Source organism: Mesorhizobium amorphae CCNWGS0123, from assembly GCF_001686985.1.
Classification (GTDB): Bacteria; Pseudomonadota; Alphaproteobacteria; order Rhizobiales; family Rhizobiaceae; genus Mesorhizobium; species Mesorhizobium amorphae.
In genome coordinates, this window is the sequence record NZ_CP015318.1 from 4,108,048 (window position 1) to 4,123,504 (window position 15,457).

Consider the following 15,457-nt stretch of genomic DNA (forward strand, 5'->3'; position numbering starts at 1 on the left):
TTTTACACGAGAAACCATCCTGAAGGAAGGCTGCGTGGCACGGCTCACTTTCGACCTGCGTGCGCATGGTCCTCAACACGCCGTCGAGTGCAACCACAGGCGGCCCTGCCATCTCAGCATGCCGGGGCCAGCGCTTCACACGAATCCATATGCTCGCTGAACATAAGATGGTATGTTCCTTGCCAACAAAGGAGCAATTGTTGCTCTCGCATCTGCAGCAGTCAGTGACGTACTTCATGGTTCATCGGCGAATCGCATGCCCTGATATTCAAGTCTGATATCGCAAGCAGCCAGTGAAGAGGGGACAATGAAAGCAGGGAATTGGCTTCTGCGCCTGTGCACGGCGAGCGCGTTCTCGATCGGCACCGGCCTCATTTTCATGCCCTCCACCGCGAACGCCTGCATCCTCGACAGCGAGGGGACCTTTCTCGACACGAGCTGTTATATTGGCGGCGCGGCCAACAGCGCGATTGTCGACACCTCCCTGGATGCGCTTGGCAACATTGTCGACGACATCGTCGATGCAGATGTCAGCCCCGCCAAAATAGCCCCACCGGGCCAGGCCGCGCCATTCGGTGTTTTCGCGTCCGGCCAGCTTGCCCATACCGAGCATGACGGTTTCACGGTTTCGAACAGCTTCGATACGTTCGACGGACCGCATTTCGACGTCGATGAATTCTCTGCTGCCGTCAGCGTGGACTTCAATGCCGCCAAGCATTTCGGCTTCGACAACGAGCACGGCCTCAACCTCGGTCTGTTTGGCGGCTATGCCTCGGCCGATGTAGGCGTCGATGCTTTCGGGTTCTTCGACGGCGGTGAGGCCACGAACAGAAGCGGCATGTTCGGCGGCTATGGCCTTTATCGTCACGGCACAAGCTATGTGCTCGTGGCCGCATCGGCATTCCTCGGCAACACGGACGTCGACCGCTCCGGCACGTCCGGAAGCTACGACACGCAAGGCTATGCGGTAACCGGATCGGTCGGCCGTATCTTCAGCCTGACCGATCGTGTGCGCCTTGACCTGCGCGGCGGATTGCTGGGCGTCACGTTTACCGGCGATGCCTATACGGACAGCTCCGACACGGATTTCGGAAAGAGCCGCTTGTCGTTTGGCGCGGTCAAATTCGATCCCGGAATCTATGCCGATTTTCAACTTGGGAACGGCATGGTGATCAGCCCCTATGCGCGGGCCGATATCCAGCAGCGCTTCGGTTATTCGAACACGGCCAGCGTTGAAGGCGTGGAGAGCGAGTTCGACGATGCGGACCTCTCCGTCGCCTTGTCCTCAGGCTTCAATCTCAAGATGACGCAGGCAACCACGCTCAGCAGTGAAATTCGCGGCAAGTGGTCCGAAGACAGCTCAACCATCAGCGGCAAACTGGGCTTGAAGATCGCCTTTTGACATTCGGCAAGGCGCGGGTTGTGGCCGGATCGAACCTGTCTCGATCCAGGCAACAACTCGTTGCGGTGTTGCGCCGCTCGACTGTCCGAGATGAACCTCGCCGGACGCACGGGAAGGGGGCCGGCTGCGGCCACACCGTAGCCGCCACAGGTTGCCTCACCGGGCCTACTCCGCGACAAAACTTGACCATTTTCATCAAGAAATGTACTGAACCAGAGTCTCGATCTGGTGAGGGGAAAGCGTGTCCTTCGTTCCGCGCATGGAAAGCCGCATTCAGGGATTTTCCGTCATTGGCGGTTTGAAATGCCACGTCTGGGACGGCGCGATTGCCGACCTCTGGGATGTGTCATGCGCGGACCGGGCCGAGGGCTTCTATGTCTCTCCCGATCCCCGGCTGTTTGTCGCTCTCGATGTCGAAGGCGACGGCGCTTTCTTCGTCGAAGGGGTCAAGGGCGATGCGCGCCGCCACGACCGGGCCTTTTCCATGGCCTACATTCCGGCCGGGGTGCCGATTCGTGGCCGGGTCGATGGACTGCACCGGATCAGGCATCTCGACCTTCACTTCGACGCCGCAGCCCTGACGCGCCGCTTCGGCCGCAGCCTCGATCGCGAGGCCCTGCATGTGTCACGCTTCCAGTTTCGCGACGACCGGATCGCCACGCTTGCCGGCTTGATTGCCGCCGAATGCGACGCCGGCCAGAAGCTGCATGATCTCTACGGCGAGGGCCTGCTCAACGCCTTGTTCGCGAGCCTTTTCCAGATAGACCAGCCGGTTGCCGCGCGGCGCCGGGCGCCATTGTCCCGCCGCAAGCTGCGCCTCGTCACCGACTACATCGAGGCGCATTGCCTGGACAGGATCCGTCTCGCCGACCTCGCCACGCTGACCGGCCTGTCCGAAACCGCAACCAGCCACGCCTTCAAGGCGGCGACAGGCGTGCCGCCGCATCGCTGGCAGATGCAGGCGCGGATCGGCAGGGCACAGGCGATGATGGCGCATGATGCCGCCTCGCTCGGTGATATTGCCGAGGCGACCGGGTTTTTCGACCAGGCCCATCTGACGCGGGTGTTCAAGTCGGTCGTCGGCGTGACGCCGGGCGCCTGGATGAAGAGTGCCGTCCGTGAGTGACATTTCCGCAACATGACGCTGCGATGTCAGCCGTTTGGACAAGAACCGACAAACCGCCCAACTCCGTCCAATGACCAGCAGATAAGTTGAGATAAATGATCAAGTATCTCAATGTCGACGGGTGGGACCTTCCTTATGAGCAGATTTTGCCGGATGAAGTCGCTTCTGGCTGGCAGCGTCGCCGCTGTCGCGATGATCTCGCCGATGGCCGCGTTCGCGCAAACCGTGCAAGCCGGCACCCAGCTGGAACCGGTGCTGGTCGAGGGCGAGGTGGGAGACAGCGCCACCGGGCCGGTCGACGGCGTCGTCGCCAAGAAAACGACGACCGGCTCCAAGGCGGCCACCGAGCTCAAGGACATCCCGCAATCGGTCTCGGTGATCGGCCGGCAGGAAATCGACGACCAGGGCGCGCAGAAGGCCGACGAGGCGCTGCGCTACACCGCCGGCGTGTTCGCCCAGCCTTTTGGCCCTGACAGCGACACCAACTGGATGTTCATCCGCGGCTTCCAGGCGACGGCCACCGGCACCTACATGGATGGTCTGCAGCTGTTCAGCTACGGTTTTGGCGGTTTCTATGTCGATAGTTTCGGATTGGAGCGCATCGAAGTGCTGAAGGGACCGGCCTCCGTGCTCTATGGCGGCAGCAATCCCGGCGGTCTGGTCAACTATGTCAGCAAGCGGCCGGATTTCGAACGCAAGCGCTATATCGAAACCGGCGTCAACGATGCCGGCAATGTCTATCTCGGCTTCGATGTCGGCGATGTCGCCAACAATGGCGCGGTCAGCTACCGGGTGACGGGCAAGGTCGCCGGCGGCGATACCTACAGCGACTTCCAGGACGGCTGGCGCGGCTTCATTTCGCCAAGCATCAGCTGGAAGCCGGACGAAGCCACCACGCTGACCATTCTGGCCAACTACAGCCACATCGACGAGAACCACAATGGCGGCAGTTTCCTGCCTTACGACGGCACGGTGACCGACCGGATCGTCAACGGCGTGAATTACGGCCGCATCGACCGCGACGCCAACTTCACCGAACCATCCGTCGACCTCTACAAGCGCGAGCAGGGCTCGATCGGCTACGAGTTCGAGCACACTTTCGACAATGACTGGACGGTGCGCTCCAACATGCGCTTCACCGCCGCCGACATCAATGAGGTCAGCGTCTACCCCAACGGTTGGGTGAGCCCTGCGTCGACGGAGCTGAACCGTATCAACTTCGGTCACGACACCGACGCGATGACGTTCCTGTCGGACCTGCAGATCGAGGGAAAGGTGGAGACCGGCCCGCTCGAGCACACGCTGCTGGCCGGCATCGACTACAAATACTACAACATCGACCAGGTGCAGTCGTCGGCCCTCTTCGGAACGACCCCGCCGATCGATGCCTTCGACCCCGTCTATGGTGCGCCGCTTACAGAACGCGTCAGCTACCTCAACCAGGACCTGACGCAGAAGCAGCTCGGCTTCTATGCCCAGGACCAGCTGCGCTTCGGCGACGGCTGGCTGATGACGCTGAACGGCCGCTATGATCGTGGCTGGCTCGAAGCCGACAATCGTCCGACCTATTACTCGGCGAGCTCCAGCACGCAGAACAGCACCGTCGGCGATGTCTCCGGCCGCGCCGGCCTCGCCTATGAGTTCGCCAACGGCGTAACCCCCTATGTCAGCCTCGCCACCTTCTTCAACCCGATCATCGGTACCGACGCGAATGGCAATCTGTTCAAGCCGGAGGAGGGCGTACAATACGAGGCTGGTATCAAATACGTGCCGACCTTCATCGACGGGCTGTTCACCCTGTCGGTATTCGACCTGACCCGTCAGAATGTGCCTTCGAATGTCACCCTGTTCACGCAGATGCAAACCGGCGAGGTGCGCTCGCGCGGCGTGGAACTGGAAGGCAAGGTCAACGTCACCGAGGACTTCCGGGTAACGGGCGCTTTCACCGCCTACGACATCGACATCACCAAGGACGAGGATGCGTCACTGATCGGCAAGACGCCTTTCATCGTACCAGAAGTGATGGCCTCGGCCTCGGTCGACTATACTTTCCGCGACGACTGGCATGACGGCATCTCGATCGGTGCCGGCGTGCGCCATCTCGGCTCCTCATGGGCCGACAATGAGAACACTGCGAAGGTGCCGGCTGTCACGCTGGCCGACCTGAAGCTTGGCTATGAAAGGGAGAACTGGGGCGTCGATCTCAACATCACCAATCTGTTCGACAAGACCTATGTCGCCAGTTGCCAGACGACGCTGACCTGTTCGTATGGCGAAGGCCGGTCGTTCAAGCTGAAGGCGCATACCAGTTGGTGACGACCCAAGGAGGAAGGCGGCGACGGGCCTTCCGCGTCAGCTTGTATGGTCCAGCAGTCTGGTGGTCGGGTCACGACGATGTTCGGAATTGGCACGATCGATGCCGTCTACGGTGATCGCGAACATCCCGTTTTCGATCCTTGCGATCCAGCCTTTTGCCTTTAGATACCAGAGATGAAACTCCAGGTGTTCGCGCGGACAGCCTGACAAGCGTTCGAGTTCTGTATCGCCAATGCCGGGATTGTTCACGTCCTGTCGGCGTTTGACATAAAGTAGCGAGAGCACTTTGGCCTGAATGACGACGTCCCGTTCGATGCCTTTGGTGTTGCCGGCTTCCTCGGTCAACTCGCGCCGAAGGTTCAAATGGTCTTTATACTGAATGTCATACTGCGCGCGCTTGACCGGATCTCTGAGCGTATTATGGGCCTCCACGATTTCGCTGAAGCGTGCTTCATCGCCGGTGTTTTGATTGTCGGGATGATAACGCATGGCAAAATGACGAAATATCCGTTCTATCGTTTCCGAATTCGCGTTGGGGCTGATTTCCAGAGTTTCGTAGTAGTCAATGAACATAGTGGCGCCTCCACGACATCGCTTGCGCAGACTGGCGGGCCTCCGCCAGCATCCGCCGAGCGAAGCGCAACTTGTCAAAAGTGTCTGATGGGCTCACTGCGCCCCTCTCGAGTTCAACCGCGCCCCGTAATATCAGCATAAAGCTTGTACGAACTCTTTACGAAAGTCGGGAGATCGGACCTCTGCCGCCATCACTCAGACCTCTCGCATCAGACCAGAGGACTTCGGTTGAGTTGGCATGACACAAACGTCGATAGATCCGCGCCGTTGTCGCCATCGTGGGTTGCAACTGCAAGCGGTTGATTCCTCCGCGATGTACGTGCCGGGGGCGCCACGGTCCCGCTGAGCATTTTGCGCAAATGCCGCCTGGTCAGCAGGAAGGCGCCGCAGCGGTGGTTGACGCCGCCCTCGATGCCGCTCTACAGGAATGAACAGCGAACCGGTCGGGAACGCCTCCGGTGCCAATCCGGTGCCTACTGCTCAAACCTGACCGAACGCGACAATCCAAGTGATTGAAAAATCACGATGGAGGGATGGCCGAGCGGTTTAAGGCACCGGTCTTGAAAACCGGCGTGGGCGCAAGTTCACCGTGGGTTCGAATCCCACTCCCTCCGCCACAGTATCAATAAAATCAATTACTTAGATGGGTGAAATGGGGCTTGCCATAACATTTGCCCGTCCCAAAAAGAAAACGCCCGCCACGTTTTCAGCAGCGGGCGCTAGCGCCGTCTGCCGACGCGGTGCCAGTTCTTTCCTGCAACTTGTCGGCAGGTCCGTGCGACATGAACGCGACATGAAAAGGCCCGGAAGCCGAAGCCGCTGTCAATTATTGCCAGTTCGAAAACCACGGACTGGTGTCATACCCTAAGCGCGGATTATAATGATCCAGGAAGTTTGCGGCCCTATTTGACGGTCGCGCAACAACGGTGCCTGTCGATTTGCAATCCAGTTTCGGGGTCGGCTTGCTGCCGGCCTTCATTTGAGCTGCAGAACACGAGGTTGCAGCCTGAGTGGTGGCCACCTTTTTCTTCTCTTTCGCAACGGCTGCTCCGGTGGCGGCCAGTACCATTGCTACGCCAAAGACAACGAGTTTCATTGAAACGCCCTCACCCTGCACAATCCGAAATAATTGCGCCTACGTTAACGTCACGTCAACCACGTTTTGTCCGCAACGACGGCGAATAGTGCCGCTTCCGCAAGAACGGGAATTCTGATATCAGAGTTTTTATGCCAAAGCAAGAAACCGTGGTATCAAAGAAACGGCGCGGACCCGCTCCGACTGGAAAGGGTGTGCCGATCATGGTCCGCCTTCAACCGGACATGCTCGCGGGCGTCGATCAATTTGTTGCCGAACATGATGTTTCGCGACCGGAAGCCGTCCGTTTGATCATTCGCGACTGGTTGACCAGACACCAAGTACTGAAGGCTGAGTGATGCCAACCGCGCTCGTGGCGTTGGTGTCTGGCTTGAGCGTGACCGTCAATTCGCTAACGATCGACAATCGTCGCCACATCGCCAGCGTTATCGCTCGTGTAGCAGCGGACCTTGCCAGATGTGTTGACCCAATACGGGGCACCTTTAACCCTGTGCGATGCTCGATCACCCCCGCAGTCCAATCGATCGTGCGACCGAAGTCCAATCGGCATATCCAAGTGGCCACGTCGCCAGAGGGCCTTGGGTCCAGCTTGCGGGACCATCTAGCCGGAGGGCATCTTTCCATCGACTGAGAGATCCAGCGCCGGGGGGCGCGCATGATCGCTATCTGGACGCATGAAGGAACAATCATCGTGTTCGATCCCGAGATTGGCACCGTCGCCGCTCGTTCCGAACATGAAGCGTGGCGCGAGGTCGAGCGCCGAAAAGCGATAAAGCAAGAACAGCGAGCAGCTACCGCCCCGCTGTGAGTTGGCGCCACGGCCCGGCTATGCTTCTGGACTCTTCCGCGAGTTGGAAGCATTCTCCTTTCGGGGAGAAGGGGCGTGGGCAAGGTCCAGCGTCATCAAGGTGCCAACCAGGTTGACCGTTGGCGAAAGCGCGCCGCCAATAAACGGCGTCACCGCTGGCGGCTGCGATATCTTTTTCCGTTGCTGATGGCTGGAGCGTGTTACCTGCTTGCGTGTCGGCAGTCAGGACACAGGCGGCATTCAGGATGGCAGTCCAGTTCGTTTCGCCCATCGCTCCGATGGCCGGAAAAGCGAACCGTGCCAACGGAGGGGTCCTAAGTTGGAAATCTTGCACCAAGCGAGTGAAATCGCCTTTGTCGTGGTTCCAATCTTGATTCTGACGTTTGCGGCAATCCTGTTTCGCAAGCGAAAATGGAAGGAAGCTTTCGGCCTCTTGATCGGAGGCACATTGGCGGCATTCAACGCGGTCACTCGGTTCGGGTGGCTTGGGTAGCAGCACGCGCCTACGACGGCATCAATGAAAAGGCCGCCGCCGTGAGTGAGGCAGAAGGCGGGGCACCATCACATATATTAGCAATCGCTTTGTGTTCTTCCTCAAGGAGGATCATGCTTGCTGCTCTGGTCGGAAACTCTTTTGAGGGAGGTTTTCCGATGCGTATGGTGCTCTTCGTCATCGCAGTGGCGGTAACCTTCGTCCTGTGGGACAGGTCCATGAACGAAGGTCGGTATACCGCGCAGGTGGAATCAAGCTTCCGGCAGGCGGCAGCCGATCTGCCGAGCGGTTCTTACGGCCGTGAGATCAGGTTAAACCGCGACCTGATGAAACATTGAGCCTGGAGCCGCCAGCACTTCCTAGTTGCCGGCCATCAACACAAGTGTCGTCCGCGTTTTGCCCGCTTCGGCCTGCTTGCGGCAATATTCCGGGATGTTCGGCCAAATGGCCACGTCGCATTGCACCACGGGTTTGCCAGTCATCTCGACGTTGGCGGCCTCGCTGGTGGACGACGCGAACAGCAGTGTCTCGGTCACAAGCCCGGCAACGACGGCGACCTGTGTCAGCACGATAGCGAAAGCGACATTTTTAAGCATTCGGCGACAACGCGCCGGGCGGGCTCCGGTTCCATGGCGCGCCTCGCGCCAATCAGCAGGCGAGGGCGCGCCACAATCTCGCCCGGTTCCGACCATAATCGGTTAACATCGTGATAAACAATTCCTGCGCACAAGGGGGGATTGGGGATCAGGGTGTCGCTGGCATGTTTCGTGCGGGTTGCTTTGGCTCCACGCAATTCAGCTGGCAGCAAGACTGTAGGGGACATCAGGAAAAATGCAGACTTCGGCGCGCCCGCGTCTTCGTCGCGCTCCCGCTTTCGTGCTGTTCGCCGTCTCGGCGGCGTTGCTGGCTGGCTGCGCGGCGCCGCAGCCGAAGGCGATGGTCGACACCAGGAAGCCGCGCTCGAAGGAGTATTTCTCCGAAACCGAATATGGCGTGAAGGCAAGCCCGCGCGTCAGGTTCACCATGGCAGGGATCCCTCGTGGCGGTGGCCGCGACCAGCTCGGCAAACCCTACCAGGTGCGCGGCAAGTGGTATTATCCGAAGGAAGACAGGCGCTACGCCAAGGTGGGTCTCGCCTCCTGGTATGGTGATGCATTCCACGGCCGGCTGACCGCCAATGGCGAAATCTACGACATGAAGCATCTGACGGCGGCGCATCCGACCATGCCGCTGCCGAGCTATGCCCGCGTCACCAATCTCAAGACCGGCAGCTCGGTCATCGTGCGCGTCAACGATCGCGGTCCCTATCACGAGGGCCGCATCATCGACGTGTCGCAGCGAGCCGCCGAAATGCTCGACTATGCCAATATCGGCACCGCCAAGGTGAAGGTCGAATATGTCGGCCGCGCCCCGCTCGACGGCAATGACGACCAGTATCTGATGGCTTCCTACCATCCCGGCAACAGGGCGCCGGACCCGTCCGACGGCCTGCCGACCGGCGTCATGGTGGCCATGAATGGCCCGTCGCCGAGCCTGCCGGCGAGCGCCACCGCCGTACCGTTTCCCGGTCAGCTGACCGATTCAGGCCAGCAGCCCGAAGCGCAGGCGGTCACGTCCTTGCAGGCCCCGTCCTCCAGCGATGTCACGCTGCCCGATTTCGGCCCGATCGTGCCCGAGCGCCCGGCAATCAACCTGCCGCCGCAATCGCCCTTTGCCTTGGCCTCGCTGTCCTACGCGGATGAGCGTGTCGAGCGCGCCGACGTCTTTGCCGCTTTGGGTGGCCGGGGCATGTCGCCTGCCGATGTCCTGCAGTCCTGGAAGCGGACCAACCCGCAGGCCCCCTCAGTCACCACCGACTATGTCGCCGCCGGTTCGTTCGAGGATGCCACCGAGGCCAGGCGCGTGGCGGCCGAGCTCTCGGGTTTCGGCAGGATCGAGATCCAGCGTTCCGACCTCGATGGCAAGGACTGGTATTCGGTCAATCTCTATCCGGACGGCCATGGCAGCCTAGACGAGATGCTGCAGGCCGCCTGGTCGCATGGCGCGCCCGACGCGCTTGTTGTGCGCAACTGATCAATTTTGCGCTCGCGGTTGATCCGCCGGGAAAAAGCCTGATAGCTTTGCGGGCATGACGCACGCCGGCTAACGGGTCGAGATTCCTTATGCAATTTCGCTTTTTCTCGCCTGTCGCGGGGCTTCTGGGACTTGGCCTGCTGCTGCTCTCGTTGGCTTCTGCGAGTGCGCAGCTTTTCGAGACCAAGGCCGCGCAGGCCTTCATGATCGACGCCGAAACCGGCACTGTCCTGTTCGCCAAGGATGCCGACAAGCCGATCCCTCCCGCATCGATGGCCAAGCTGATGACGATGGAGGTGGTTTTCAACGCCATCAAGTCCGGCCGCATGACGCTCGGCGACACCTTCGTGGTCAGCGAGAACGCCTGGCGCACGGGCGGGGCGCCGTCGGGAACGTCGACCATGTTCGCCAAGCTCAAGTCGGCGGTCAGCGTCGGAGACCTGATCCAGGGTGTGACCGTGCAGGCCGCCAATGACGGTTGCATCGTGCTGGCCGAAGGCATGGCCGGATCGGAGGCGAATTTTGCCGCGCAGATGACCGAACGCGCGCGTCAGCTCGGCCTGCAGAAATCGACTTTCGTCAACGCGACCGGACTGCCGGCCGATGGGCAGCAGACGACGGTCAGGGAACTCGCGCTTCTGGCGCTGCATCTCTGGCGCGACTACCCCGAGTTCTTCCGCTATTACGGCCAGCCGGAATTCACCTGGAACAAGATCACGCAGAGGAACCGCAATCCGCTGCTCGCCATGGGCATCGGGGCCGATGGCTTCGTGGCCGGCACGAGCGAGGCGGCGGGCTTCGGCATCGTCGGCACGGTCAGCCATAACGGCACGCGGGTGATCGCGGCGATGAGCGGGCTGGCCAGCGACCGCGAACGGTCCGAGGAAGCGCGCAAGCTGCTCGACTGGGGCTCGCGTTCGTTCGAAAAGACCGAGATCTTCGCCAAGGACGAAGTGGTCGGCGAAGCCGCGGTCTTCGGCGGCGCCAAGTCCGGCGTGGCGCTGAAAGCCAAGGGGCCGGTGGAGATTTTCCTGCCGATCGCCAACCGTGACAGGCTGACCGCGAAGATCGTCTATGACGGGCCGGTTTCCGCACCGGTGGAAGCGGGGCAGCCGGTCGGCGCCCTGCGTGTCTGGATCGGCGACACGCTGAGCCAGGAGACGCCGCTCTTCGCAGCCGAGTCGGTCGGCGTCGGCACGCTGCCGCAGCGCGCGCTCGATGCCGCGAAGGAACTGGCTGTCGGCTGGCTGCGTTAGGGCAATTGCAGGAGAAGCGCGCAGCGGTTTTCCGTCCGGATTTACGTCAAAACAGTAGTTGGAAGTGGCTTCTAGCCTCAGGTCGTGGACCTTTTTTCAAGCCGGGACTAAGACAACATCCAGACCAGGGCGGCACGGCAAGGGCAGTTTCGAGTGGCGAGCGGATTTTTCATCACCTTCGAAGGCGGCGAGGGCGCCGGCAAGTCGACGCAGATCGAGCGCCTGGCAAGGAAGATGCGTGCCAAGAAATACGATGTCCTCGTCACTCGCGAGCCGGGCGGCTCGCCGGGCGCGGAAGCGGTCAGGCATGTGCTGCTTTCAGGTGCCGCCGAACCGTTCGGCCCCAAAATGGAGGCGCTGCTTTTCGCGGCCGCGCGCTCCGACCATGTCGAACAGGTCATCCGGCCGGCGGTCGAGCGCGGCACGATCGTGCTTTGCGACCGCTTTATGGATTCCTCGCGGGTCTACCAGGGCGTCACCGGCGGCCTCGATCCGGCCTTCATGGAGGCGCTGGAGGAGGTCGCCATCAACGGCATGGTGCCCGACATCACGCTGATCTTCGACATCGACCCGGCCGAAGGCCTGCGGCGCGCCACGGCACGGCGCGGCGCCGGCGACGGCCCGGACCGTTTCGAAAAGGAGACGCTTGATATCCACCAGCGCCGCCGCGAGGCTTTCCTGGCGATCGCCGCGGCGGAGCCGCAGCGCTGCATCGTCGTCGACGCTTCCGCCGACCCCGATACGGTCGACCATGTCGTCACCGCCGCCGTGTTCGCCGCCCTGGAGACCATGACGCCGGCGCACAAGCGGCAGGCAGCACCCGCATGATCTTCGAACGCATCGCTCCCGAACAGCACGACACGCTGGACGGCGTGCCGGAGCCATCCGAAACGCCGCGCCTGGTCGGACATGCGCAGGCGGCTGCCATGCTGGCATCGGCCTATCGCTCCGGCAAGCTGCCCCATGCGCTGATCCTTGCCGGGCCGGTCGGCATCGGCAAGGCGACTTTAGCTTTCCACCTGGCACACCATCTCTTGAAGCATCCAGCCTTCGAAAAGGCACCGGACGCGCTTGCCGTTCCCGATCCGGCCTCATCGCTGTTTCGCCAGATCGCCACCGGGGCGCATCCTTCGGTGCTGCATCTGACCCGCCCGGCCAACGACAAGACCAAGAGCTTCAAGACGGTCGTCACCGTCGACGAGATCCGCAAGGTCAGCCGCTTCCTGTCGCTGACCTCGCACGACGGCAGCTACCGGATCGTCATCGTCGACCCGGCCGACGACATGAACATCAATGCTGCCAATGCCTTGCTGAAGAATCTTGAGGAGCCGCCGGCGCGCACGCTGTTCATCCTCATCGTCCATGCGCCGGGCAGCCTGCTGCCGACGATCCGCTCGCGCTGCCAGATGGTGCGGCTGACGCCGCTCGACGCCGAGGATCTGATGAGCGTGCTGGAGGGCATCGAACCACCGCCGCCGGAAGAACCGGCGGCCCGCGCAGCACTGGCTGAGCGGGCAGGGGGCAGCGCCCGCAACGCGATTCTGCTGACGCAATATGGCGGGCTGGAGATCGCCGCTGCCCTGGACGCCCTTGTCGGTGCCGGAAAGAACGACATCACCGGTGCCTACCGGCTTGCGGAGGCTGTCGGCGGTCGCGACCAGGCGATTCAGTTCGACATCTTCAATCGCCATGCACTGGACCTGCTCTCGAACGGCGCAAGCGAAGCCGCACGTGCCGGTGATCTGGCGCGGGCCAAAACGCTGTCGGACACTTGGCACGAGGCGCTGAACGCTATATCTGAGACCGACACCTACAATCTCGACAAGAAGCAGCACGCACTGACCATGATCGACCGTCTGAACTCTGCAATGCGAATGTGAACGCGGCCCTGGCTCGGGATGGCAATCGCCGTTCCGATGCGATATCCACCGCCACACTCCCATTCAGACATTCATGACGGCTTCATCCATGGCACGCGAAAAATATTACCTGACCACTCCGATCTTTTACCCGAACGGCAAGCCGCATATCGGCCATGCCTATACGGTCATTGCCAGCGACGCGCTGGCCCGCTTCCAGCGCCTCGACGGCAAGGACGTGTTCTTCCTCACCGGCACCGACGAACACGGCCTGAAGATGCAGCAGACGGCCGAGAAGGAAGGCATCACGCCGCTGGCGCTTGCCGACCGCAATTCGGCGATCTTCCGTTCGATGACCGAGACGGTCGGCGGTTCGAATGACGAGTACATCCGTACGACGGAAGCGCGCCACTACGCGTCCTGCCAGGCGATCTGGAAGGCGATGGCCGCCAATGGCGACATCTATCTCGACCGCTACAGCGGCTGGTATTCGGTGCGGCAGGAGGCCTATTTCGAAGAGGCCGAAACCACACTCGGCGAGGACGGCGTGCGCCGCGAGCCGCTAGGCTCGCCGGTCGAATGGAACGAGGAGGAAAGCTATTTCTTCCGGCTGTCCGCCTATCAGGACAAATTGCTGGCGCTGTATGAGAACCAGCCCGACTTTGTCGGCCCGGCCGAGCGCCGCAACGAGGTGCAAAGCTTCGTCAAGTCCGGCCTCAAGGATATCTCGATCTCGCGCACCACCTTCAATTGGGGCGTCCCGGTGCCGGGCGACGACAAGCATGTGATGTATGTCTGGGTCGATGCCTTGACCAACTACATCACCGCCGCCGGCTATCCCGACACCAAGTCCGGGAAATGGAGTTTTTGGCCGGCCACGCATATCATCGGCAAGGATATCGTGCGCTTCCACGCGGTCTACTGGCCAGCCTTCCTGATGTCGGCCGGGATCGAACTGCCGAAGCGCGTCTTTGCGCACGGCTTCCTGTTCAACCGCGGCGAGAAGATGTCGAAATCGGTCGGCAATGTCGTCGACCCCTTCACCATGGTCGAACATTATGGGCTCGATCAGGTGCGCTATTTCTTCCTGCGCGAGGTGCCGTTCGGCCAGGACGGCAGCTACAGCCACGATGCGATCGTCAACCGCACCAACGCCGATCTCGCCAACGGCCTCGGCAATCTGGCGCAGCGCTCGCTGAAGATGATCGCCAAGAACTGCGGCGGCGTCGTGCCGAGGCGCGGCGAACTGACCGACGCCGACAAGGCGATCCTCGACCAGGCTGTTGAGGCACTCACCGTCGCGCGCAAGGCGATGGCGGAGCAGGGCATCCACCTGGCGCTGGCGGCGATCTTCGGCGTGGTGGCCGAAGCAGACCGCTATTTCGCGTCCAACAAACCCTGGGCGCTGAGCGCAACCGATCCAGAGCGCATGGAGACGGTTTTGTGGACGACGACTGAAGTCGTCCGGCGCGTGACTCTGCTCTGCCAGCCCTTCGTTCCGGGGTCAGCCGCGAAGTTACTCGACCTGCTGGCGGTGCCGGCGGGCAACCGTGACTTTGCGCATGTCCACGCAGACTATGCGCTCGTGCCCGGCACGGCTTTGCCGGCGCCGGAGGGGGTCTTTCCGCGTTACGTCGAAAAGCCGGACGCGAACGCCTGATGCTCGTCGACAGCCACTGCCATCTTGATTTTCCTGATTTCGCCGAGGAGCGGGCGGCCATCGTCGCCCGCGCCCTGGCAGCCGGAATTGGCCGCATGGTGACGATCTCGACGCGGGTGAAGTGGTTCGATCAAATACTTGAAATTGCGGAGTCTTTTGACGACGTCTATTGCTCCGTCGGCACCCATCCGCACAATGCCGCCGAAGAGCTTGACGTAACGACCGCCGATCTTGTCCGGCTCTCCGCCCATCCCAAGGTGGTGGCGATCGGCGAGGCGGGGCTCGATTACTTTTACGATCACGCCCCGCGCGAGGCGCAGGCGCAGGGATTTCGCACCCATATCGCCGCCGCGCGCGAGACCGGCCTGCCGCTGGTCATCCATTCGCGCGACGCCGATGACGACATGGCAGCGATCCTCGAGGACGAAACAGGGAAGGGCGCCTTCCCTTTCATTCTGCACTGTTTTTCGTCCGGGCGGCGGCTGGCCGAAGTCGGCGTTGCGCTTGGCGGCTACGTGTCCTTCTCCGGCATCCTGACCTTCAAGAATTCAGCCGAGCTGCGCGCCATCGCCGCCGACGTGCCGCATGACCGCCTGCTGGTCGAAACCGACGCGCCATATCTCGCGCCGATCCCGTTTCGCGGCAAGCGCAACGAGCCCGCCTATGTCGCGCACACTGCCAAGGTGCTGGCCGAGACGATCGGCGTAAGCGAGGCCGAGATCGCCGACATCACCACGGACAATGTCTTCCGGCTTTTCGGGAAAATGCCGCGTCCGGGCGCGCCGGGCGCCTGAG

General features: G+C 61.6%; 16 protein-coding genes and 1 tRNA gene. 13 read left to right on the forward strand and 4 right to left on the reverse strand.

What is annotated here, in order from left to right; genetic code table 11:
• Positions 1–268: 268 nt before the first annotated feature.
• Entirely contained in the window at positions 269–868 is a 600-nt protein-coding gene (locus A6B35_RS36250; protein WP_167361602.1) for a hypothetical protein, read from the reverse strand.
• Between A6B35_RS36250 and A6B35_RS36255 the strand changes: the two genes are divergently transcribed.
• The 3 genes from A6B35_RS36255 (at position 839) to A6B35_RS19315 (ending at position 4,844) form a co-directional block, all read left to right on the forward strand.
• A complete protein-coding gene (locus A6B35_RS36255; protein WP_167361603.1) occupies positions 839–1,402 on the forward strand; it encodes an autotransporter outer membrane beta-barrel domain-containing protein in 564 nt (187 codons plus the stop codon). The two genes, A6B35_RS36250 and A6B35_RS36255, sit on opposite strands and share 30 nt — an antisense overlap.
• Before the next feature lie 241 nt (positions 1,403–1,643).
• A complete protein-coding gene (locus A6B35_RS19310; protein ID WP_100084727.1) occupies positions 1,644–2,528 on the forward strand; it encodes a helix-turn-helix domain-containing protein in 885 nt (294 codons plus the stop codon).
• Positions 2,529–2,681: 153 nt separating this feature from the next.
• Positions 2,682–4,844: a TonB-dependent siderophore receptor gene (locus tag A6B35_RS19315; RefSeq protein ID WP_006199796.1), complete on the forward strand. Its 2,163-nt coding sequence runs from the start codon at positions 2,682–2,684 to the stop codon at positions 4,842–4,844.
• A 36-nt stretch (positions 4,845–4,880) separates the two neighbouring features.
• Here the strand turns inward: A6B35_RS19315 and A6B35_RS19320 are convergent, their stop codons facing one another.
• The gene (locus A6B35_RS19320; RefSeq protein WP_006199797.1) at positions 4,881–5,417 is read right to left on the reverse strand and encodes a DnaJ domain-containing protein; all 537 of its coding nucleotides are present in this window, start codon (positions 5,415–5,417) and stop codon (positions 4,881–4,883) included.
• 527 nt (positions 5,418–5,944) lie between these two features.
• Here A6B35_RS19320 and A6B35_RS19325 point away from each other — a divergent pair.
• A tRNA-Ser gene (locus A6B35_RS19325) sits at positions 5,945–6,034 on the forward strand.
• A 209-nt stretch (positions 6,035–6,243) separates the two neighbouring features.
• Here the strand turns inward: A6B35_RS19325 and A6B35_RS35645 are convergent.
• Entirely contained in the window at positions 6,244–6,513 is a 270-nt protein-coding gene (locus A6B35_RS35645; RefSeq protein WP_139032168.1) for a hypothetical protein, read from the reverse strand.
• Between the two features lie 224 nt (positions 6,514–6,737).
• On the opposite strand from A6B35_RS35645, the gene A6B35_RS36675 reads away from it, so the two are divergent.
• The 3 genes from A6B35_RS36675 (at position 6,738) to A6B35_RS19330 (ending at position 8,152) form a co-directional block, all read left to right on the forward strand.
• Complete coding sequence (locus tag A6B35_RS36675; RefSeq protein WP_244425843.1) at positions 6,738–6,851, forward strand: ribbon-helix-helix domain-containing protein; 114 nt, start codon at positions 6,738–6,740, stop codon at positions 6,849–6,851.
• A gap of 317 nt (positions 6,852–7,168) precedes the next feature.
• A complete protein-coding gene (locus A6B35_RS36260) occupies positions 7,169–7,321 on the forward strand; it encodes a hypothetical protein (protein WP_167361604.1) in 153 nt (50 codons plus the stop codon).
• Positions 7,322–7,927: 606 nt separating this feature from the next.
• Positions 7,928–8,152 (forward strand): hypothetical protein, encoded by a 225-nt coding sequence (locus A6B35_RS19330; protein ID WP_006199800.1) that lies wholly within the window; start codon positions 7,928–7,930, stop codon positions 8,150–8,152.
• Between the two features lie 21 nt (positions 8,153–8,173).
• Here A6B35_RS19330 and A6B35_RS19335 read toward each other — a convergent pair whose 3' ends face one another.
• On the reverse strand, positions 8,174–8,410 hold the full coding sequence (locus tag A6B35_RS19335; protein ID WP_006199801.1) for a hypothetical protein: 237 nt from the start codon (positions 8,408–8,410) through the stop codon (positions 8,174–8,176).
• 235 nt (positions 8,411–8,645) lie between these two features.
• On the opposite strand from A6B35_RS19335, the gene A6B35_RS19340 reads away from it, so the two are divergent.
• From A6B35_RS19340 to A6B35_RS19365, 6 genes are all read left to right on the forward strand, one after another.
• Positions 8,646–9,887: a septal ring lytic transglycosylase RlpA family protein gene (locus A6B35_RS19340; RefSeq protein ID WP_006199802.1), complete on the forward strand. Its 1,242-nt coding sequence runs from the start codon at positions 8,646–8,648 to the stop codon at positions 9,885–9,887.
• An 89-nt stretch (positions 9,888–9,976) separates the two neighbouring features.
• Positions 9,977–11,143, forward strand: a complete 1,167-nt coding sequence (locus tag A6B35_RS19345) for a D-alanyl-D-alanine carboxypeptidase family protein (RefSeq protein WP_006199805.1) — start codon at positions 9,977–9,979, stop codon at positions 11,141–11,143.
• Between the two features lie 153 nt (positions 11,144–11,296).
• Complete coding sequence (gene tmk / locus A6B35_RS19350) at positions 11,297–11,971, forward strand: dTMP kinase (protein ID WP_006199808.1); 675 nt, start codon at positions 11,297–11,299, stop codon at positions 11,969–11,971.
• Entirely contained in the window at positions 11,968–13,023 is a 1,056-nt protein-coding gene (locus tag A6B35_RS19355; RefSeq protein ID WP_006199809.1) for a DNA polymerase III subunit delta', read from the forward strand. The genes tmk and A6B35_RS19355 overlap by 4 nt, the downstream gene beginning before the upstream one ends.
• 88 nt (positions 13,024–13,111) lie before the next feature.
• A complete protein-coding gene (gene metG, locus A6B35_RS19360; RefSeq protein ID WP_006199810.1) occupies positions 13,112–14,662 on the forward strand; it encodes a methionine--tRNA ligase in 1,551 nt (516 codons plus the stop codon).
• Positions 14,662–15,456 (forward strand): TatD family hydrolase, encoded by a 795-nt coding sequence (locus A6B35_RS19365; RefSeq protein ID WP_006199811.1) that lies wholly within the window; start codon positions 14,662–14,664, stop codon positions 15,454–15,456. Before metG ends, A6B35_RS19365 begins: the two co-directional genes overlap by 1 nt.
• Position 15,457 lies beyond the last annotated feature (1 nt).